Here is a 19056-nt window from a genome sequence, read left to right as displayed (position 1 = left end):
TCAGAGGGTGACCGACCTGATCGCCGTGGTCCACGGTTCGCTCTCCAGGTGGGTCAGGTCCGGGTTCGCCCCCAGCTTCGCCGCCGCCGCTGAAACCAACCGCTGGAACGGGACCACAGCCACCAGCGGCCGCACCAACGGGTCCACCGCGGCGAAGGTGATGTCGTCGTCCGCGGTGTCGCCGACGGTCAGGACCGCCGATCCCAACGCCGTGAACAGGCCCAGTAGGTCGTCGGTCCGTCCGCCCTGGTTTCCGTGTCGGATGAGGAATGCCGCTGTCTCGCGGGAGAACACCGCCGGGGTGCCGTGCAGGGCGAACTCGGTGTGCATTCCCTCTGCCCACCGGTACGTGCCTTCCTTGAGTTTCAGCGCCGCCTCGTACGCGGTGATCGCGTCCAGTCCGGTTCCCGTCACCAGGGTCATCGAGGCGGACGCGACCGCGGTGACCGCGCGCACCGGGATTTCGCGGGTCAGGGTTTCCGCGATGGCGTCCGGGACCGATCGCAGGGCCTTGGCGAACTCGTCGGCTCCCAGGGTGGCCGCCACCATCCGTCCCAGGATGGTCAGCGAAGCCGTGTAGGACGCCGTGTGGGTGCTCGCCTTCTCCTGGGGGCAGGTGCGGACGATGACGTCGGCGGCGGGCTCGGCGGGTCCGATCCCGGTGACGGCATAACTCCTGGCGCCCGCCGCCCGGGCCTTCGCGAGGACCGCGTTCGGGTAGCGCTTGGTGCCCCGGTGGCTGACGACCACCACCTGGTCCTCGGGGTTCAGCGCTTCGGTGAGGGCGACATCGTGCGAGTCGAGGGCGGCCGGGCGGATCTTGCCGCCGGACAGGATGCGCACCCAGCCCGCCGCCACCCGGCAGGCGTGCAGCGAGGTCCCGTTCCCGGTGAAGACGATCGGCCGCGCCGGGTCCAGGGCGGGCACGTCGTCGCGCTCCAGCAGCCCGGCGATGATCTCCGGCTGCTGGGAGACGTGCCGGTCCAGTGCGAGGCCCGTCATTCGTGCCACTTCCTGTTCAGTCGGTGAACCGGCGCCAAGGCGCCGCGTTCTCGGGAGAGAGTCGGGACAAAGCCAGGTCTGCGAACCAGAGCGGTCACGTCGCGCTCGGGCGAGGGCCATGACGAATGCGAACAGCAACGTAGTGGCTACTCAACGGAAGGACTAGGGCCTGTGGTGTAGGTCATGAGCCACATCGGGACATGCACACAGTCGGTCTATCACCGTCTCACGAAGAGGCGATCACAGCAGGCAGAGGTTTGCTCCAGTCGGAGCATTTGCGCTGGTAGTGCTCCCTGTCCCGAGGATGATCACGGTGCCGGTATATCGTCGCCCGGTGACGGAAGACGAGCCCAAGCGCGAAGCCCCGATCATGCCCACCGCGGACGAGGCGTACCTGGCGGGCGAGGACCGAACGGATGCCCCCGGGGTCGTGCGGGCCGCGTTCTGGGTGTGGGTCGCCGCGGGGGTCGTCGGCCTGTTCGGCGCCCTCAGTTTCTTCTTCCTGCGCTCCAAGATCGTCGAGGAGACCCTGCGCCGGCAGCCCGGGCAGAACAAGGCCGAACTCGAACGCATCGCCACCGGCCTGTCGTGGTGGTTGGTGCTGGGGTCGCTGATGTTCCTCGGCTTCTTCGTCCTGCTCGCCTACAAGGCGCGTGGCGGCACCCGCAAGGCCCGCACGCTGCTGGTCGTCGTCGGTGTCTTCGCCGCGCTGTTCCAGTACTCGGTGGGCCGCGTCGGCATCCTCGGGCTGTTCAGCACGCTGCTGATCCTGGTGGCGCTGGGCATGATGTTCATGCCCGCGGCGCGGAAGTTCTTCGCGGTCAGCGACGAGCGGTGACCGCGGACGTCGACGAGCCAGTGCTCTACGCCGAACCCGGTTCGACCTGGTGGCCGGTCCTCTGGGGGCCGGTGTTCGCCGTCACGGGCGCGATCGTCGAAGTGGTCACCGGCCCGGTGCACTGGCTCGCCTGGCTGGTCCTCGCTGCCCTGCTGGCCGCGCTCACCGCGGGCTGGGTGAAGGCCCGCCGCCGCGTCTGCTCCCTGTCGCTCACCGAGCGAACCCTGAGGCAGGGCCAGGAAGAGCTCCCCGTCGACCGGATCGTCGCCGTGATCGACGGCGAGGACGCGCTGGGCAGGCCGCTGGGCGGTGGCCTGACCGTCCCGCGCAAGACCTATGAGATCCCGCTCGAACTCGACGACGGCACCACCGTCCTGGCCTGGGCCCGCGACGGGGCGGCGCTGCGCGCGGCGCTGACTCCGCTGGTCGGAGCAACTCCGCCGATCTGAGGTGCGCGGTCGGCCGCTCGGGAATAGTTTCGACCGATGACGAGCAACTACCCAAGTTTTCCCGAGTACTCCTCCTCGAACCCGGATCCGGTGGCGCCCGTCCGGCCCAAGCCGGTCGACACCTCGTTCATGCTGTGGATCGCCAACGCGGCGCTCGGGCTGCTCGGGTTCCTCATAACCGTCTCGGTCGGCAGGGAAGCCACCCGCACGCAGATCATCGATCAGCTCCGGGCGCAGGGCGAGACGTTCACCGAGTCGCAGGTCGACAGCCTGGTCACCGCGGGGATCATTTTCGCCGGAGTCATCGCGGCGGTGTTCTTCGGCCTGTACCTGCTGTTCGCGTTCAAGATGCGCGCGGGCCGCAACTGGGCCCGGATCACCCTGGCGGTCCTCGGTGGCCTCGGCTTGATCTTCGGTCTGATCGGGCTCGCACAGGGCACCGGGGGTGCCGTCTCGATGATCCTTTCCGTGCTGCAGATCGCCCTGATCGCCGGCGCCATCTACTTCATGTACACCAAGGAGGCGAGCGCCTACTTCGACGCGGCCAAGCGCAGGCCGTGACGAAGACTGCGTAACACCCCGAAGGGCGGCGGGGACTTACCTCGCGTGAGTCTCCCGCCCCTTCAGCGTCCCCGCGCGGTCGACGGCGCCTTCGCCTGCGCGGTGGCCGGATCCGCGCTCGCCGCGGTCCTGCTCGGCGTCGCCGACCGCTCGATCAGCTACTTAGGCCTGGGCGCGGCGGTCGCCGCCGTCGCGTCCCTGGCTCTCGCGTTCCCCATGCGCACCGGGCGGTCGTGGGCCCGGATCGGATTGTTCGTCAGCGCCCTCATCGGAGTCCTGTGCGCGCCCGCCGTGGCCAACGCCATGGGGTCGGCGGCTGCGCCGGTGCTCGGCGCGGTGTTGGTGGCGGCCTGGGCCGTCGTCATCGCCCTGCTCGCCCGCGCCGATGTCCGCGATTACGTCATGGTGCGTGACATGAGAGGCTGACCGGGTGACCGCCTCCGACCCGACCGTCACCGACGACGAGTCCGACCTGACCTGGCCCGTCCGCGAGGGCGCCGTGCACGAGCCGCGCCGCGCCGTGTGGGCCCTGGTCGAGATCGTCGTCGCCGCCCTCCTGCTGTGGCTCGCCTACTGGCTGTGGGGCGAAGGGGTCGACACCGTCGGCGGCGTGCGCGACCGGCCGGACCTGACCATCGAGCGCTACCAGGGTGGCTGGATCGGCGCGTCGGTCGCTGTCGGCACCCTGGCCTTGATCCTGCTGCTCGACGCCCTGCGCCAGCTGATCCTGGCGGTTCGCGCCCGCTCGAAGTGATCGTCGCGCCGTTTGAAACACTGACGGGGTGACTTCCGAGGTCAGCCAGGCACATGTCAGCAGCTCCGCCGCGCTATTCGACCGCGCGAAGGCCGTGACCCCGGGCGGGGTCAACTCACCGGTCCGCGCGTTCAACGCGGTCGGCGGCACTCCGCGGTTCATGGTCAGCGGAGCGGGCCCGTACCTGTGGGACGCCGACGACAACCGCTACGTCGACCTTGTCTGCTCCTGGGGCCCGATGATCCTGGGCCACGCGCACCCGGCTGTCGTCGACGCCGTGCGCTCCGCCGCGGGCAACGGGCTCTCGTTCGGCACGCCGACGGCGGGGGAGATCGACCTCGCCGAGGAGATCATCCGCCGGGTCGCGCCGGTCGAGCAGGTGCGTCTGGTCAACTCCGGCACCGAGGCCACGATGAGCGCGATCCGCCTGGCCCGCGGGTTCACCGGCCGCAGCCGGATCGTCAAGTTCGCGGGCTGCTACCACGGCCACGTCGACGCGCTGCTCGCCGAGGCGGGCTCCGGTGTGGCCACCCTGGGGCTGCCCACCACGCCCGGGGTCACCGGCGCGCAGGCCGAGGACACCATTGTCCTGCCGTACAACGACCTCGACGCGGTCCGCGCGACGTTCGCCGAGCACGGCCCGACGATCGCCGCGGTGATCACCGAGGCGGCCGCGGGCAACATGGGCGCCGTCGCCCCCGTCGCCGGGTTCAACGCCGGGCTGCGGGAGATCACCCGCGAGCACGGCGCGCTGCTGGTCATGGACGAGGTCATGACGGGCTTCCGCGTGTCCGCGGCGGGCTGGTTCGGCCTCGAGGGCGTCGCGGGCGACCTCTACACCTTCGGCAAGGTCATGTCCGGCGGGCTGCCCGCCGCCGCGTTCGGCGGTCGCGCCGACATCATGGCCGCGCTCGCCCCCTCCGGCCCCGTCTACCAGGCGGGGACGCTGTCGGGGAACCCCGTCGCCGTCGCCGCGGGTCTCGCGACCCTGCGCGCGGCCGACGCCGATGTGTACAGGGCGCTCGACGCGAACGCGGCCCGGCTGGGCGCGCTGTTCACCGAGAGCCTGACCAAGGCGAGCGTGCCGCACCGCGTCCAGTTCGCGGGCAACCTGGTGAGCGTCTTCTTCACCGAGGACGAGGTCATCGACTACGCGGGCGCCAAGGCCGCGCAGACCTGGCGTTTCCCGGCGTTCTTCCACGCCATGCTCGACCACGGCGTGTACCCCCCGCCCAGCGCGTTCGAGGCGTGGTTCGTCAGCGCCGCACTCGACGACGCGGCGTTCGAGGAGATCGCCGCCGCCCTTCCCCACGCGGCCGCCGCCGCGGCCGCCGCCGAGGAGCCCTCGTGAGCAAGACGATCGTCCACTTGTTACGGCACGGCGAGGTCCACAACCCGACCGGCATCCTCTACGGCCGGATCCCGGGCTTCCGCCTCTCCGCGACCGGTGAGCGCCAGGCGCTGACCGTCGCGGAGTACTTGCGGGAGCACGACATCGTGCACGTCGTCGCCTCGCCGCTCGACCGCGCCCAGCAGACCGCCACCCCGATCGCGGCGTCACACCGGCTCGAACTGGCCACCGACGACCGGCTGATCGAGTCCGAGAACGTCTTCCAGGGTCAGCGCGTCTCGGTCGGCGACGGCGCGCTGCGGTCGCCGAGGAACTGGCCGCACCTGCGCAACCCGCTCCGCCCGTCATGGGGCGAGCCGTACCTGGAGATCGCCCACCGGATGCTCGCCGCGGTCCACCGCGCCCGCACCGCGGCCGACGGCCACGAGGCGGTGTGCGTGTCGCACCAACTGCCGGTGTGGACGCTGCGGCGCTACCTCGAGGGCAAGCGGCTCTGGCACAACCCGGCCAAGCGGGAGTGCTCGCTGGCCTCGCTGACCAGCCTGGTCTTCGACGACGAGCAGCTCATCGACATCCGCTACGCGGAACCCGTCGGCGCGAGCGACCCGAAGGCGACGGGAGCATGAGAGCCCTGGCCCTCGGTCTCGCCGCGCTCCTGGCCCTGGCCGGGTGTTCGACCGGCAAGGACGCCGTGTCCTCGGGGTCGGAGTTCGTCTTCGTCTCCCCGAACGGCAAAACCGAGATCCGCTACGACGGCGACGACCGCAAGGTGCTGCCGGAGGTCTCGGGCCCGGACCTGATGGACGAGTCCAAGCAGCTCAAGCTGTCGGACTACCGCGGCAAGGTCGTGGTCCTCAACGTCTGGGGCCAGTGGTGCGGCCCCTGTCGCGCCGAGGCCCCGGAACTCCAGCGGCTGCAGGACACCTACGCGGACAAGGGCGTGCAGGTCCTCGGCATCGACGTCCGGGAGCCGGGCCGCTCGGAGGCCCAGGACTTCGTGCGGGACCGCAAGATCACGTACCCGTCGATCTTCGACCAGGGCGGCCGCAGCCTCCTGGCCCTCAAGGGCTACCCGCGAGCGGTGGTCCCCGCCACCTTCGTCATCGACAAACAAGGCCGAGTGGCCGCCGCCTACATGCGCGAACTCCTAGCCACCGACCTAAACCCCGTCCTCGACGAACTAATCAAGGAATAACCGCGAGTCGCCCCTCCAGGACAATGAGTTCAACGTTCCCGACATTGAGTTCGACGTTCGCGCGCCGCCGATGTGAGCCGGACCGCTTACACGAGCACCGCGCGAACGCTCTCAGCGACCACTCCTTACCCTGATCGGGTGGACCCAACCGAGCTCGCCACGTCCGGCCCGCTGCTGCTGGCCGCCGCTGTCGCGCTGCTCGCCGGGATGATCTCGTTCGCGTCCCCCTGCGTGGTCCCGCTGGTCCCCGGCTACCTCGCCTACCTGGCCGCCCTGGTCGGGGCCGAGGCCCCAGCCGTCACCGCCGACGAGGGCCGCAAGCGGGGCCGCTACCGGGTTCTGGGCGCCGTCGCGCTCTTCGTCCTCGGCTTCACCGTCGTCTTCGCCGCCACCGTCGGCAGCCTGGTCTGGCTCGCCGACGCCCTGCTGATCAATGAGTTGCTCCTGCAGCGCATCGGCGGTGTGATCACCATCGCGATGGCCCTGGTCTTCATCGGCCTGGTCCCCGCGATGCAGAAGGACCTGCGCGTCCACAAGGTCCCGCGCATGGGCCTGGCGGGCGCCCCGGTCCTCGGCGGCATCTTCGCCCTGGGCTGGACACCGTGCCTCGGCCCGACGCTGGCAGGCGTGCTGTCCATGGCCGCCGCCACCGGCGGAAACGCCGCCCGCGGCTACCTGCTGGTCTTCATCTACTGCCTGGGCCTCGGCATCCCGTTCCTGCTCATCGCGCTCGGGCTGCGCTGGGCGGTCGGCGCCTCCGACTGGCTGCGCAGGCACGGCCGGACCATCCAGTTCGTCGGCGGCGGGCTGCTGCTGGTCGTCGGCATCCTGCTGGTCACCGGGCTGTGGGCCGAAGTGGTCGGCTGGATGCGGGTGGCGTTCATCAGCGATGTGAAGCTGCCGCTGTGAGCCGGATCCTCGCCTTCCTGCGCAACACCTGGCGCGGACTCACCTCCATGCGCACCGCGCTCATCCTGCTGTTCCTGCTCGCCCTCGCCGCGATGCCCGGGGCGCTGCTGCCGCAGCGCTCGCTCAACCCGCCGAACGTCGACACCTACATCGCCACGCACGGCTGGTGGGGCCGCGTGCTCGACCGGCTGCAGTTCTTCGACGTCTACGCCAGCGTCTGGTTCTCCGCGATCTACCTGATGCTGTTCGTCTCCCTGGTCGGCTGCCTGCTGCCGCGCACCCTGGAGTACGCCAAGCAGCTCACCGCCAAGCCGGTCCTCACCCCGCGCAACCTCAGCAGGCTGCCGCACCACGAGACCGCGACCCTCGACGGCTCGCCCGACGACCTGATCGCCGCCGCCCGGACGCGGCTACGCGGCTGGCGGCTGGTCGAGCGCGAGGAGGCCGACGGCGCCCGCAGCGTCAGCGCCGAGCGCGGCTACAGCCGCGAAGCGGGCAACCTGGTCTTCCACTTCGCCATGCTCGGCCTCATCGTGACGCTCGCCCTGGGCAAGATGGTCAACTACGAGGGCCAGGTCATCGTGCTGGCCAACGGCTCCGAGTTCTGCAACTCGGGCACCCTCAACTACGACTCGTTCCGTCCCGGCCTGCGCGTCGACGGCACCGACCTGAGCCCGTTCTGCGTGCGGGTCAACAAGTTCGACGCCGAGTACCTGCCCAACGGGCAAGCCGACACGTTCCGCGCGGACATCGACTACCAGGCGGGCGAGGACCTCACGAGCAACACCTGGCGGCCCTACGACCTGGAGGTCAACTCGCCGCTGCGGACCGCGGGCGACCGGGTCTACCTGCTCGGCCACGGCTACGCCCCGACGTTCACCGTCACCTTCCCCAACGGCGAGTCCCGCACCCAGACCGTTCAGTGGCGCCCCGTCGACAACCTGACCCTGCTGTCCGAGGGCGCCACCAAGTTCGACCCGCCCGGCGTGACCGACTCCGCCGAGCGCCGGACCAAGCAGATCGCCGTCACCGGCCTGTTCGCGCCGACCGCGCTGATGCGCGACAAGATCCTTACCTCCGGCTTCCCGGACCTGATCGACCCGGCCGCCGCGGTCGACGTCATGCGCGGCGACCTGGGCATCGACTCCGGCCGCGGCCAGTCGATCTTCGAGATCGACCGCTCGCTCGTCGACAGCGGCAGGCTGAGCCGGGTTGCCCGGCAGAACCTCAAGCCGGGGGAGTCGATCAGTCTCGACGACGGCACCAAGGTCAAGTTCGACGGTGTGGTCCGCTGGGTGTCGCTGCAGGTCTCGCACGACCCGACCCAGGTGTGGGTGCTGGCCAGCGCCATCCTGATGATCCTCGGGCTCGGCGCGTCGCTCACGGTGAAACGCCGCAGACTGTGGGTCCGCGCGGTGCCCGACGGCGAAGGTCGTACCGTGGTCCGCGTCGGTGGCCTGGCCCGCACCGACCAGGCGGGATATGGCGAGGAGTTCCACCGGATCGCCGCCGAGCTGCTCAGTCCCAGGAGGGATACCTGATGCCGGTCAACGACACGCTGTCGACCTACAGCGACTGGACGTTCGGCGCCGCCGCGCTGGTCTACGTCTTCGCGATGGTCTGCTACGCCGTCGAGCAGGCGTTCAACCGCGCGGCGAAGAAGTCCGAGCAGGCGGTTCTGGTCGGGGCGGGCGCGCCGACCTCCTATGGCCTGATCGAGAAGCCCCCCGCGCGGAGCAGGCCGGAGCGGTTCGGCCGGATGGCCGTCGCGCTGACCGTGCTGGGCGCGGCGCTGCACCTCTCGGCGCTGGTCCTGCGCGGAGTCGCGACAGGGCGCGCCCCCTGGGGCAACATGTACGAGTACGGCATGGCCGTCACGCTGGTCGCGGTGGTGACCTGGCTGGTGCTGATGCGCAAGTACGACGTGCGCAGGCTCGGCGTCTTCGTGCTCACGCCGATCGTGATCCTGATGTTCCTCGGCGGCACCGTGCTCTACACCGAGGCCGCCCCCGTGCAGCCCGCGCTGCAGTCGTACTGGCTGGTCATCCACGTCTCCGCGGCCATCCTGTCCAGCGGCCTGTTCCTGGTCCCGGGCGTGGTCAGCGTCCTGTACCTGATCCGGGCGAGCCACGACGAGAACCCGGGGAAGTTCACCCGTTTCGGGCCGAAACTGCCGGAAGCGGACACCCTCGACCGCCTCGCGTACCGCACCACGATCTTCGCTTTCCCGATCTACACCTTCGGCATCATCTGCGGCGCGATCTGGGCCGAGGCGGCGTGGGGCCGGTTCTGGGGATGGGACCCGAAGGAGACCGTCGCGTTCGTCGCCTGGGTCGTCTACGCGGGGTATCTGCACTCGCGGGCCACGGCGGGCTGGCGCGGAAAGCGGGCCGCGGTCATCAACTCCGTCGGCTTCGCGATGGTCGTGTTCAACCTGTTCTTCATCAACCTGGTGATCGCGGGACTGCACTCCTACGCGTAGTGCCCCTCACCTGCGGTTGCTCGTGCGAAGTGCGTTACCGTCGACACGGAGGAACGGGGATTTCCCGCTGTCGGGTGCAGGAGGAGTCGCACGGGTGACTGGACGCCGAGAAGAGTCGGACCTGGCCTGGCGGCCGCCGAACAACGGTCCTGAGACCCAGGGCGACGGGCACGACTTCGGCCCGTCCGCGGAGCTGGGCGCTAGCCATCTGGACGAGGACGCCACGACGGACTCGACCGGCCACCCGGAGGCGTCCGCAGCTGACGCGGGGGCGAGCCAGTCCGGCCCGCACCAGGTGAGCGCGAGCCAGTCCGGCCCGCATCAGGTCAACCCGAGCCAGTCCGGCCCGCACCAGGTGAATCCGAGCCAGTCAGGCCCCCACCACGTCAACCCGAGTCAGTCGGGCCCGCACCAGGTCAACCCCGGTCAGTCCGGTCCGCACCAGGTCAACGCCAGCCAGTCGGGCCCGCACTACGTGAACCCCGGTCAGTCGGGTCCGCACCAGGTCAACGCCAGCCAGTCGGGCCCGCACCACGTGAACCCCGGTCAGTCGGGTCCGCACCAGGTCAACCCCGGTCAGTCCGGTCCGCACTACGTGAACCCGAGCCAGTCCGGCCCGCATCACGTGAACCCCGGTCAGTCAGGCCCGCACCAGGTGAACCAGCCCTACCCGCAGGGCCAGCCCTACGGCTTCCCGCAGGCGGGCAGGCCGCAGGACGGCGGCCAAGGCCACGACCTGTCCTCCGCCCGTCTGCTCAAGCAGGCCAAGCGCGCGCCGCAGTCCGGTTGGCGCAAGGCCGTCTTCGTAGCCAGCGGCCACCTGATCAACCCGGGCGAGAGCCCGACGGACGTGCGCAGGCGTGAGCTCATCGGCCGGGTCAACCAGCCGCTGCGCGGGTGCTACAAGATCGCCATGCTCAGCCTCAAGGGCGGCGTCGGCAAGACCACCACGACGACCACGCTCGGCTCGACGTTCTCGTCGCTGCGCGGCGACCGGGTCATCGCGGTGGACGCCAACCCCGACCGCGGCACCCTGAGCCAGAAGATCCCACTGGAGACCACCGCCACGGTCCGTCACTTGCTGCGCGACGCCGACCGCATCCGCCGCTACAGCGACATCCGCGCCTACACCTCGCAGGGCCCGTCGCGCCTGGAGGTGCTGGCCAGCGAGCAGGACCCGGCGGTGTCGGAGGCGTTCAGCGAGCAGGACTACCGGCGCACGGTCACCCTTCTGGAGCACTTCTACAACATCGTCCTGACCGACTGCGGCACCGGCCTGATGCACTCGGCGATGAAGGGTGTCCTCGACATCGCGGACTCGCTGGTGATCGTCTCGTCCGGTTCGGTGGACGGCGCCCGCAGCGCCTCGGCCACCCTGGACTGGCTCGATGCCCACGGCTACCGCGACCTGGTCTCCCGCTCCGTCGCGGTGATCAACTCGGTGCGCCCGAAGTCCGGTTCGGTCGACCTCGACAAGCTGGCCCAGCACTTCGGGTCCCGCTGCCGCGCGGTGTGCCGCATCCCGTTCGACCCGCACCTGGAAGAGGGCGCGGAGATCGAACTGGACCGCCTGGCCCCCGAAACCCGCCTGGCCCTCCTGGAAATGGCCGCCACCGTAGCCGACGACTTCCCCCGCTAACCCGCGAGTCCAACGGTCAGAACAACGAGTCCAACGTTCAGAACATCAACGGCGCAGGTCCGCCGCCCAACATGACGTTGGTGATGATGTTCTGAACGTTGGACTCGTTGTTCTGACCGTTGGACTCGCGGGTTAGGCGGGTGGGTCTTCTTTGGGGGGCTTGCGGGTCTTCTCGCCGAGTTTGCGGAGGAAGTCGGGGTCGTCGTCGGGGGCGATCGTGGAGCGGGTGGACGTGACTTCGGCCGCGCGCGGGCCGAAGGCCTTCCACATCAGCACCGCGATGGTGATCGCACCGACAGCGGCCAGCAGGTAAGTCATTGAGGCACCTCCGAAAAGCCTAGAACACGAGGTTAACCCGTTTGTCCGGATTTTGGGGACGCGCAGGTCAGACGTGCTCCGCGGGCTCCGTCGCTTCGGTGGTCAACTCGGCCAGCAGTGCCTGGACCTCGGTCTCGCGGAACCGGCGGTGTCCGCCGGGGGTACGGATGGACCCGATTCGGCCCGCTGTGGCCCACCGGGTCACGGTCTTTGGGTCGACCCGGAACAGGGCCGCCACTTCTCCGGGGGTGAGCAGGCGTTCCCCCACGTGGCCTACGGTCACCTTCGCCGCCTCCTTGATAGTCGACCAAACGGGATCATCGTGGCATCTCGCCCGTCGGGTACTCGAACGGTTGGGTGATGGTAAAGAGGTAGTAAGGGACAAAACGGCCGGTTCGGACACGCGCGGTCGGCGTCGTAGGCTTTCGCCGTGGACACTGTCGATCGCCGAATCATCGCGGCCCTGCGTACCAACGGCCGCGTCACCTACGCCGATCTCGGCAGGCAGGTGGGCCTGTCCGCGTCGGCCGTGCACGAGCGCGTCGGCAAGCTGGAGACCGCGGGCGTCATCACCGGCTATCACGCCATGGTCGACCCGCGGGCCGTCGGACTCGACGTCACCGCGCTGGTCTCCATCCATCCGACCGACACCGCCGACGACGAGGACGTCGCCGACGCCCTGGCCGAGCTGAACGAGGTCGAGTCCTGCTACCGGGTCGCGGGCGACGAGTCCTTCGTGGTCAAGGTGCGGGTGGCGACCGTGGACGACCTGGAGCGCTCGCTGAGCAGGCTGCGCCGGATAAAGGGTGTTGCGCGCACCCGCTCGACCGTGGTGCTGTCCACCAGGTTCGAGGGACGGCCCAACACCGTCGACGAGGAACGGAGCGCCCATGCCGAGTAACGTCCAGCCCGTGCAGGACAAGCCCGGCGCGCACCTTGGGCGCGACATCGCTCTCTACACCTTCGTGCGGATCGCCCTGGTCGGCGCCGTGACAGGGATCCTGGTGCTGTTCGACCTCCCGCTGCTGGTCTCGGTGGCCATCGCCGTGGTCGTCGGGTTCCCGCTGGGCCTGCTGCTGTTCCGCCGCCTCAACGACCGGGTCACCGCGGGCCTGGCTAACCGCTACGCAGAACGCGACCGCCTCCGGGCGGAGCTGCGCGGCGACGAACCGGATGAGGACTGAGATGGACACCGCAGCGAAGGTCATGCTCGGGCTGGTCGGCCTGATCCACGTCTACATCCTTGTGCTGGAGATGTTCCTCTGGAACACCTCGCTGGGCCGCAGGACGTTCGGGACCTCGCACGAGTTCGCCGCGGAGACCGCCATGCTGGCGGGCAACCAGGGGCTCTACAACGGCTTCCTGGCCGCCGGTCTTTTCTACGGTCTCGTCGCGGACTCGCTGTCGTTCCAGGTGTTCTTCCTGGTCTGTGTGATGATCGCCGGTCTCTACGGCGCCGCCACGGTGTCGCTGCGCATCCTGTACGTCCAGACGGTGCCCGCGCTCATCGCGCTGGTGCTCGTCCTGCTCGCGCGATGACCGCGGTCGACCGCTGCAGCGCCAAGACGCGTGACTGGGTCTGCCGGTCCATCAAGATCATCGAGGCCGACGCGAACCGCAGCGCCGACACGCACCTGCTGCCGTTCCCGCTGCCGCTGGAGTGGAACGTCCAGCTCTACCTCAAGGACGAGTCGACCCACCCGACCGGATCGCTCAAGCACCGCCTGGCCCGCTCGCTGTTCCTCTACGCGCTGTGCAACGGCTGGATCGTCGACGGCACCCCGGTCATCGAGGCCTCCTCGGGGTCGACCGCTGTGTCGGAGGCGTACTTCGCCCGGATGCTGGGCCTGCCGTTCATCGCCGTCATGCCGCGCACGACCAGCCCGGAGAAGATCGCGCTGATCGAGCGCCAGGGCGGGCGCTGCCACTTCGTCGACGAGCCCGGCCAGATCTACGCCGAGTCGCGCAAGCTCGCCGACGAACTCGGCGGGCACTACATCGACCAGTTCACCCACGCCGAGCGAGCGACCGACTGGCGGGGCAACAACAACATCGCCGAGTCGGTCTTCGAGCAGATGTCGAAGGAGCCGAACCCGGAGCCGGCGTGGGTGGTGGTCGGCGCGGGCACCGGCGGCACCAGCGCGACCATCGGCCGCTACATCCGCTACCGCGCCCTGGACACCCGGCTGGCCGTCGTCGACCCGGAGAACTCGGTGTTCTTCGACGCCTGGCGCGACACCGAGCCGGACCTGACCGGCAGCCGCGGCTCGCGCATCGAGGGCATCGGCAGGCCGCGGGTCGAGCCGTCGTTCCTCGGCCAGGTCATCGACCGCATGATCAAGGTGCCGGACGCGGCGTCGATCGCGGTCATCCGGGTCGTCGAGGAGCTGATCGGACGCCGTGCGGGCGGCTCGACCGGCACGAACCTGTGGGGCGCGTTCCAGATCATCGCCGAACTCCGCGCCGCCGGGATGTCCGGCAGTGTGGTGACGCTGCTGTGCGACGGCGGCGAGCGCTACTCGCACACCTACTACGACGACGCGTGGGTGGCGGCCCAGGGGCTCGACATCGAGCCGTACCAGGAGTTCCTGCGGCACTTCCTGGCCACCGGCGAGTGGCATGAGGACAGTCTCCCGCCAATTCGCAACTGAAAAGCCCTGACACCCGGTGGGAACCGACGTCGCGAGGCGGCCGTCAACCCTGGGACACACGCCGAGCGCGGGACACGTCAGGAGCACCACCGATGGGCGAACAGTTCAGGGTCGAGCCGGAGGAGCTGCGCGGCTACGCGGGTCTGCTCGACCGCAACGCGGGCCACTTCAAGACGATCGAGGACCACGCCCGGAGCAAGGGTGGCGACACCAGTGGCTTCACCGGCCTGCTGAGCCTGCTCGTTCCGGTGGTCGACGGCGTCGTCGACCTCTATGGCGAGACCCTCCAGTTCGCCAACGAGAAGCTCGGCAACGTCAAGACTTCCCTGGAAGGCGCTGCCGACGCCTATGAGACGGCCGACCGGACTTCCTGCGGCCGAATGACCACAGTGGACGGTCAGCGAAGCGCCGCGGCGAGCGGCGTCCCGACGGTGGGTGCGCGATGAGCTACGACGACTCGGTCGACCCGACCACCGCGCTGAACAACGCCGAGACCATCGACGGCGGACTGAAGATCGAGGACGCGATCCGGGACGCGGGCGCGCAGGTCCAGGTCGTCAACTGGATCTGGGAGCAGGTCGTCGGCGACGACCTGGTCAGCTCGATCATCACGCCGATCACCGGCGACTTCGAGAAGATCTCCGCCACCGGCAAGCAGTGGGAGAACATCTCCGGGGCCCTGCAGTCGGTCCGCGACAACCTCAACACCGGTCTCGACGAGCTCGACCCGCACTGGGACGGCGAGGCCGCGCAGAAGTTCGAGCTGCTGATCCGTACTGTGTGGACGGTCGGCATCGAGGCCGACGCCCAGGCCGCCAAGCTGGTCGGCACCGCGTTCGAGAAGGTCGCCGAGGCCTCGAAGAAGGCCTGCGACCTCGCTCTCAAGCTGATCAAGAAGCTGGTCAACAAGCTGATCGAGGCGATCGCGCTGATCCCGATCCCGGTCGTCGGGTGGGCGCGCGCGGTCAAGATGGTCATCGACGCGATCGAGATCTACAACGCGGTCATGCAGATCATCCGCGGCATCGAGCAGATCATCCAGGGCTGCCAGACCGTCGTCAGCGGCGTACGCGACCTCGGCTCGGCTTTGATGAAGATCAAAGACGTCCGTAACCTGAACGACGCCATCAACTCGGCCAACGACGTCTCCGACGCCAAGGGCGACATCAGCGACGGCGCGGCCTCGGTCAGTGCGGGCGCGAAGGATGTCGGCAAGGGCGGGGTCGGCGCGGCCAAGAACGGCTACAAGGGCTACGAGCACTACGGCCAGTACAAGGACGACCGGGCGGAGGCGAACCGTCCGGACCCATCGACCCAGAACCGCCAGGGCGCACCGCAGCCCACCGGAGGAACGCGATGAACGACGACTGGAAGAGCGTCCGGCTCCGCGAGGCCGAGGCGAGTCTCGACGTCGCGCTGGCGACGCTCGACGCGACCTTGGCCAGTGTCGAGAAGCAGTTCGCGGACAAGCCGCCGGACGGTCTCACCGATGCCGACATCGAGGCCATCTCCGAGCACGCCCGCGGCGCCGACGCGCCCAAGGCGCTGCGCGAGTTGCAGGCCCGGATCGACGCGGGCGACCTGACCTGGCGCGACATCACCAGCGGTCGGGCGGCGGGGGAGCCGGGGGTGCGCGAGGCGCTGGAGGCCGGCCTGCCGCAGCTGCGGCAGGCCTACACGTTGCTGGAGGAAGGCCACTCCGTCGACGAGGTCATCGAGGCGGGCAGCTCGCGGTCCGGTCGTCCGGATGACGGCGATGAGGGCGATGAGGGCATCGTGCTCCGCGAAGACGCCTGGTGAAGCGGGCACTGACGCTGGCCGGGCTGCTGCTCGTGCTGTACGCGGCCGTCTACTCCGTTGGCGCCTTCAGCGGCACGTACGTCTCCGGCACCGTCCGCGACCCGGCGATCTACCAGTGGACCGGCGGCACGATCGTGGTGCAGCGCAAGGCGAGCTCGCGCGGCTGCACGGTGACCGCGGACGGCGGACCCGAGACCGCGGTCCACATCGGTTCGCGCAAGGGCGCGCTCGGCGAGGTGACCGAACTCGAGCCCTGGTTCGGCGGCGGCGCGGTGATCAAGTGTCTCGGCGGGCTGACCGTGTGGACCGGCTGGGCCGCCGAGCTGCGGATCATCACCCGCAGTCCCGCGTTCTCCACCGGGGCGGCCGCGCTCGTGTCCCTTCCCATTCTCTATACGGTAATTCGTAGAAGGCGGAACGAGTCGGCGCGCAACCCCTGAACGTCGGGTATGGAATGTAATCCAGACCACTTTTTCGGCGTCGCGGCTTATTTCCGCTAATAGCCGCACAATTGCGCATAGTGACATGCTTTAGCGCCGATAGTCCGATCGGGTGAGATCCACTGGTGGCTCTCTAGTCGCCCTCGTCGTACCCCGTTAGGGTTTGCCCCGTTGGGGTTCACCGCGGGATGGGGGAGTTTGATGACGGAGTCCGGCGTCGACTCTACTGTGGACAAACGTATTCCCATTTTTTCCCAGGGCGAGCTCCCGCATTTCCCGGCTCGATAGCCGACCCGTTCGCCTCTCCCTGGAGTACGCAGTGAAGCCCAGTTCGGTCAGCAGGCTGATCGCCGCTGTCGTGTGCCTGTTAACAGTTTCAGGCGCGACGGCCTGCACGTCGCAAGCCGCCGAGTCGGGAACGAAGGTGACGCTCGGCTTCAGCGCGTGGCCGGGCTGGTTCCCGTGGCAGGTCGCGCAGGAGCAGGGGATCTTCGCCAAGAACGGCGTGAACGTCGAGTTGAAGTACTTCGACAGCTACACCGACAGCCTCAACGCCCTGGCGACCGGCGCGATCGACGCCAACAGCCAGACCCTCAACGACACGCTGGCCTCGGTCAGTGGCGGCGCCCAGCAGAAGATCGTCTTGGTCAACGACAACTCCACCGGCAACGACAAGATCATCGCCGCGGAGGGAATCGTCAGCGTCAGCGATCTCCGCGGCAAGAAGGTCGCCGTGGAGCAGGGCACCGTCGACCACTACCTGCTGCTCCTCGCGCTGGCCGAGGCGAAGCTGACCGAGAAGGACATCCAACTGGTGCCGCTGGCCACCGACGCCGCCGCCGCCGCGTTCGCCGCGGGCCAGGTCGACGCGGTCGGGGCGTTCGCGCCCTTCACCAGCGTGGCGCTCGAACGCCCGGGAAGCCGGGCCGTCGCCACCTCCGCCGAGTTCCCCGGCGCGATCCCGGACCACCTGGTGTTCACCGCCGAGTTCGTCAAGGACCACCCCGCCGAGGTCCAGGCCCTGGTGAACACCTGGTTCGAGACGGTGAAGTGGATCAGGGACAACAAGGGCGCGGCCACCGACATCATGGCCAAGCGCGGCGGGGTCACCGCCGACGAGTACCGCTCCTACGACGCGGGCACCACGATCTTCACCCGAAAGCAGAACCTCGACGCGTTCACGCCGGGAACCACGCCATCGCACCTGAACTTCCAGGCAGGCAAGATCGTCGACTTCATGGTCGACACCGGCCTGGTCAAGGACCGCCCGATCCTTGACGGCCTGCTCGACGACCGCTTCGTGAAAGCGGTCCCCGATTGACAGCCTCCCCTGCCAGGAGGCGTGGGGATTCCAACAGCGACTACCCGATGGAAAGGAGGTCACGTTGAGGTTCACGGTTCACTGGCTCACCCAACGGTGGGCCTCCCCGTGCAGTCACGGCATGTCCTGCCGCGAGCCGAATATTCTGTGCCGCGTTCACATCGGCATTGGCGGCGAAACCGCAGGACCGGCAGCGGAAGACGGCTTGGCTCTCGCGCGCCTCCCGATCCACGATCGCGCACGCCGAGCAACGCTGACTGGTGAACCGCGGATCGACCTTGACCACTCGCCCTGGGGCCTTGTGATCCAGGCGGGTGACGAGCAGGCCCCACCCGTTGGTGAGGATTCCCCTGTTCAGTCCGGCCTTCTGCCGCACGCCCCGGCCTGGCGCATCCCGGGTGCCTTTCGCCGACCGGGTCATGTTGGTGATCTTGAGGTCCTCGACCGCGATCACGTCGAACTCTCGGGCCAGGCGGGTGCTGGTCTTCTCGACCCAGTCCTTGCGCCGGTCGGTCTCGCGGGTCTTGAGCTTCGCGATCGCCGTTTTGACCTTGCCGCGCCGGTTGGAGCCACGTTGGGCCCGGGCGAGCTTACGTTGCAGCCGCAGCAGCCGCGCCATCTCGGGTCGGCGCAACGTGGGTGCGTTCAGCAGTTCCCCGGTGGACAACGCCGCCGACACCACCACTCCGCGATCCACACCCACCTCCGCACCCGAGCCCGGTCCGGCGATGGGCTTGGGCGCCACGGCGAACGCCACATGCCAACGGCCCGCCCGGTCCCGGGTGATGCGGTAGGACTTCACACCATCGACGGCGGCACGCGACCAGCGGAACCGCACCCACCCCACCTTGGGCACTTTGACCTCACCGATGTTGCGGGACACCCGGCGCAGGCCGTCGGGTTTGACCGCCACGATCCGGAAACCCTCGGCCCGCCCGCGTCGGCGCCAGGTGGGCCGTCGGTGGGTCCGGCGGAAGAAGCTCGCCATCGCCTCGGTGAAGTCTTTCAACGCCTGCTGCTGCACGATCACCGATCCGGCGGCCAACCACGGATTCGCAGCGCGCGCCTCGGTCAACTGCCTGCACTGTTCGGCATACCCGGGCGCCGATCTGCGTCCCAGCCGCCAGTGGGCGTGCTGTTCCACGGCGAGGTTCCAGACGAACCGCGCATGCCCACAATGCTCCAACAACGCCTGCTCCTGAGCGGGGGTGGGCTGGAGACGGAATCGGGACATGCCGATCAACGTAACGACCACCACCGACAAAACCCGGAGACACAGATGAATCGGGGCATGCCAGGGCCAGCTCGGGTCGTGGCGGTCGTATTGCTGCAGACTCTTTGCCGCC

25 protein-coding genes are annotated in these 19056 nt (G+C 69.1%); 21 read left to right on the top strand and 4 right to left on the bottom strand.

Annotated elements, in window-relative coordinates; genetic code table 11:
• Complete coding sequence (locus GPZ80_RS04820; RefSeq protein ID WP_187218529.1) at window positions 1-1002, bottom strand: SIS domain-containing protein; 1002 nt, start codon at window positions 1000-1002, stop codon at window positions 1-3.
• 334 nt (window positions 1003-1336) lie between these two features.
• Here GPZ80_RS04820 and GPZ80_RS04815 point away from each other — a divergent pair, with 334 nt between their 5' ends.
• The 12 genes from GPZ80_RS04815 (at window position 1337) to GPZ80_RS34205 (ending at window position 11180) form a co-directional block, all read left to right on the top strand.
• Window positions 1337-1840: a hypothetical protein gene (locus GPZ80_RS04815; protein ID WP_187218528.1), complete on the top strand. Its 504-nt coding sequence runs from the start codon at window positions 1337-1339 to the stop codon at window positions 1838-1840.
• Entirely contained in the window at window positions 1837-2289 is a 453-nt protein-coding gene (gene mce1N / locus GPZ80_RS04810) for a transport-regulating membrane protein Mce1N (RefSeq protein ID WP_187218527.1), read from the top strand. Before GPZ80_RS04815 ends, mce1N begins: the two co-directional genes overlap by 4 nt.
• Window positions 2290-2325: 36 nt before the next feature.
• Window positions 2326-2850: a hypothetical protein gene (locus GPZ80_RS04805; RefSeq protein WP_187218526.1), complete on the top strand. Its 525-nt coding sequence runs from the start codon at window positions 2326-2328 to the stop codon at window positions 2848-2850.
• A gap of 45 nt (window positions 2851-2895) precedes the next feature.
• Window positions 2896-3276, top strand: coding sequence for a hypothetical protein (locus GPZ80_RS04800; protein WP_187218525.1), 381 nt, complete (start codon window positions 2896-2898; stop codon window positions 3274-3276).
• Between the two features lie 4 nt (window positions 3277-3280).
• A complete protein-coding gene (locus GPZ80_RS04795; RefSeq protein WP_187218524.1) occupies window positions 3281-3604 on the top strand; it encodes a hypothetical protein in 324 nt (107 codons plus the stop codon).
• Between the two features lie 28 nt (window positions 3605-3632).
• Complete coding sequence (gene hemL / locus GPZ80_RS04790; protein ID WP_187218523.1) at window positions 3633-4955, top strand: glutamate-1-semialdehyde 2,1-aminomutase; 1323 nt, start codon at window positions 3633-3635, stop codon at window positions 4953-4955.
• Entirely contained in the window at window positions 4952-5581 is a 630-nt protein-coding gene (locus GPZ80_RS04785; protein WP_187218522.1) for a histidine phosphatase family protein, read from the top strand. Before hemL ends, GPZ80_RS04785 begins: the two co-directional genes overlap by 4 nt.
• Window positions 5578-6150 (top strand): TlpA disulfide reductase family protein, encoded by a 573-nt coding sequence (locus GPZ80_RS04780; RefSeq protein ID WP_187218521.1) that lies wholly within the window; start codon window positions 5578-5580, stop codon window positions 6148-6150. The genes GPZ80_RS04785 and GPZ80_RS04780 overlap by 4 nt, the downstream gene beginning before the upstream one ends.
• A gap of 138 nt (window positions 6151-6288) precedes the next feature.
• Window positions 6289-7059 carry a cytochrome c biogenesis CcdA family protein gene (locus GPZ80_RS04775; protein WP_312880115.1) on the top strand — a complete coding sequence of 257 codons (771 nt, stop codon included), beginning with the start codon at window positions 6289-6291 and terminating at the stop codon, window positions 7057-7059.
• 47 nt (window positions 7060-7106) lie between these two features.
• On the top strand, window positions 7107-8600 hold the full coding sequence (resB, locus tag GPZ80_RS04770; protein WP_187218971.1) for a cytochrome c biogenesis protein ResB: 1494 nt from the start codon (window positions 7107-7109) through the stop codon (window positions 8598-8600).
• Window positions 8600-9541, top strand: a complete 942-nt coding sequence (ccsB, locus tag GPZ80_RS04765; protein WP_187218520.1) for a c-type cytochrome biogenesis protein CcsB — start codon at window positions 8600-8602, stop codon at window positions 9539-9541. Before resB ends, ccsB begins: the two co-directional genes overlap by 1 nt.
• Before the next feature lie 355 nt (window positions 9542-9896).
• The gene (locus GPZ80_RS34205) at window positions 9897-11180 is read left to right on the top strand and encodes a MinD/ParA family ATP-binding protein (protein ID WP_312880147.1); all 1284 of its coding nucleotides are present in this window, start codon (window positions 9897-9899) and stop codon (window positions 11178-11180) included.
• Window positions 11181-11312: 132 nt separating this feature from the next.
• Here the strand turns inward: GPZ80_RS34205 and GPZ80_RS04755 are convergent, their stop codons facing one another.
• Together GPZ80_RS04755 and GPZ80_RS04750 are read right to left on the bottom strand one after the other, a co-directional pair.
• Complete coding sequence (locus GPZ80_RS04755) at window positions 11313-11498, bottom strand: hypothetical protein (protein WP_187218518.1); 186 nt, start codon at window positions 11496-11498, stop codon at window positions 11313-11315.
• Between the two features lie 67 nt (window positions 11499-11565).
• On the bottom strand, window positions 11566-11781 hold the full coding sequence (locus GPZ80_RS04750; RefSeq protein WP_187218517.1) for a BldC family transcriptional regulator: 216 nt from the start codon (window positions 11779-11781) through the stop codon (window positions 11566-11568).
• Between the two features lie 147 nt (window positions 11782-11928).
• Between GPZ80_RS04750 and GPZ80_RS04745 the strand changes: the two genes are divergently transcribed.
• From GPZ80_RS04745 to GPZ80_RS04705, 9 genes are all read left to right on the top strand, one after another.
• Complete coding sequence (locus GPZ80_RS04745) at window positions 11929-12399, top strand: Lrp/AsnC family transcriptional regulator (protein ID WP_187218516.1); 471 nt, start codon at window positions 11929-11931, stop codon at window positions 12397-12399.
• The gene (locus GPZ80_RS04740; RefSeq protein WP_187218515.1) at window positions 12389-12682 is read left to right on the top strand and encodes a DUF4229 domain-containing protein; all 294 of its coding nucleotides are present in this window, start codon (window positions 12389-12391) and stop codon (window positions 12680-12682) included. The genes GPZ80_RS04745 and GPZ80_RS04740 overlap by 11 nt, the downstream gene beginning before the upstream one ends.
• A 1-nt stretch (window position 12683) precedes the next feature.
• Window positions 12684-13037, top strand: coding sequence for a DUF1304 domain-containing protein (locus GPZ80_RS04735; RefSeq protein WP_187218514.1), 354 nt, complete (start codon window positions 12684-12686; stop codon window positions 13035-13037).
• Window positions 13034-14149, top strand: a complete 1116-nt coding sequence (gene cds1 / locus GPZ80_RS04730) for an L-cysteine desulfhydrase Cds1 (protein WP_187218513.1) — start codon at window positions 13034-13036, stop codon at window positions 14147-14149. Before GPZ80_RS04735 ends, cds1 begins: the two co-directional genes overlap by 4 nt.
• Window positions 14150-14241: 92 nt before the next feature.
• Window positions 14242-14595 carry a hypothetical protein gene (locus tag GPZ80_RS32450; RefSeq protein ID WP_246476768.1) on the top strand — a complete coding sequence of 118 codons (354 nt, stop codon included), beginning with the start codon at window positions 14242-14244 and terminating at the stop codon, window positions 14593-14595.
• Complete coding sequence (locus GPZ80_RS04720) at window positions 14592-15509, top strand: WXG100 family type VII secretion target (protein WP_187218512.1); 918 nt, start codon at window positions 14592-14594, stop codon at window positions 15507-15509. Before GPZ80_RS32450 ends, GPZ80_RS04720 begins: the two co-directional genes overlap by 4 nt.
• The gene (locus GPZ80_RS04715) at window positions 15506-15949 is read left to right on the top strand and encodes a hypothetical protein (protein ID WP_187218511.1); all 444 of its coding nucleotides are present in this window, start codon (window positions 15506-15508) and stop codon (window positions 15947-15949) included. Before GPZ80_RS04720 ends, GPZ80_RS04715 begins: the two co-directional genes overlap by 4 nt.
• Window positions 15946-16389 (top strand): hypothetical protein, encoded by a 444-nt coding sequence (locus tag GPZ80_RS04710; protein WP_187218510.1) that lies wholly within the window; start codon window positions 15946-15948, stop codon window positions 16387-16389. Before GPZ80_RS04715 ends, GPZ80_RS04710 begins: the two co-directional genes overlap by 4 nt.
• Window positions 16390-16708: 319 nt before the next feature.
• The gene (locus GPZ80_RS04705; RefSeq protein ID WP_312880114.1) at window positions 16709-17710 is read left to right on the top strand and encodes an ABC transporter substrate-binding protein; all 1002 of its coding nucleotides are present in this window, start codon (window positions 16709-16711) and stop codon (window positions 17708-17710) included.
• Window positions 17711-17750: 40 nt separating this feature from the next.
• On the opposite strand, the gene GPZ80_RS04700 is transcribed toward GPZ80_RS04705, so the two are convergent.
• On the bottom strand, window positions 17751-18944 hold the full coding sequence (locus GPZ80_RS04700; RefSeq protein WP_187218509.1) for an RNA-guided endonuclease InsQ/TnpB family protein: 1194 nt from the start codon (window positions 18942-18944) through the stop codon (window positions 17751-17753).
• Between the last annotated feature and the right edge of the window lie 112 nt (window positions 18945-19056).

The organism is Actinokineospora xionganensis (assembly GCF_014323725.1).
GTDB lineage: Bacteria > Actinomycetota > Actinomycetes > Mycobacteriales > Pseudonocardiaceae > Actinokineospora > Actinokineospora xionganensis.
Note: the sequence above shows the minus strand (reverse complement) of the source record. Positions and strands in the feature narration are given on the sequence as shown.

Coding starts and splice junctions, on each gene's coding strand:
- GPZ80_RS04820 (WP_187218529.1), bottom strand. CDS start 1,002: ATGACGGGCCTCGCACTGGACCGGCACGTCTCCCAGCAGCCGGAGATC.
- GPZ80_RS04805 (WP_187218526.1), top strand. CDS start 2,326: ATGACGAGCAACTACCCAAGTTTTCCCGAGTACTCCTCCTCGAACCCG.
- GPZ80_RS04780 (WP_187218521.1), top strand. CDS start 5,578: ATGAGAGCCCTGGCCCTCGGTCTCGCCGCGCTCCTGGCCCTGGCCGGG.
- resB (WP_187218971.1), top strand. CDS start 7,107: ATGCGCACCGCGCTCATCCTGCTGTTCCTGCTCGCCCTCGCCGCGATG.
- ccsB (WP_187218520.1), top strand. CDS start 8,600: ATGCCGGTCAACGACACGCTGTCGACCTACAGCGACTGGACGTTCGGC.
- GPZ80_RS04755 (WP_187218518.1), bottom strand. CDS start 11,498: ATGACTTACCTGCTGGCCGCTGTCGGTGCGATCACCATCGCGGTGCTG.
- GPZ80_RS04740 (WP_187218515.1), top strand. CDS start 12,389: ATGCCGAGTAACGTCCAGCCCGTGCAGGACAAGCCCGGCGCGCACCTT.
- GPZ80_RS04735 (WP_187218514.1), top strand. CDS start 12,684: ATGGACACCGCAGCGAAGGTCATGCTCGGGCTGGTCGGCCTGATCCAC.
- cds1 (WP_187218513.1), top strand. CDS start 13,034: ATGACCGCGGTCGACCGCTGCAGCGCCAAGACGCGTGACTGGGTCTGC.
- GPZ80_RS32450 (WP_246476768.1), top strand. CDS start 14,242: ATGGGCGAACAGTTCAGGGTCGAGCCGGAGGAGCTGCGCGGCTACGCG.
- GPZ80_RS04720 (WP_187218512.1), top strand. CDS start 14,592: ATGAGCTACGACGACTCGGTCGACCCGACCACCGCGCTGAACAACGCC.
- GPZ80_RS04715 (WP_187218511.1), top strand. CDS start 15,506: ATGAACGACGACTGGAAGAGCGTCCGGCTCCGCGAGGCCGAGGCGAGT.
- GPZ80_RS04700 (WP_187218509.1), bottom strand. CDS start 18,944: ATGTCCCGATTCCGTCTCCAGCCCACCCCCGCTCAGGAGCAGGCGTTG.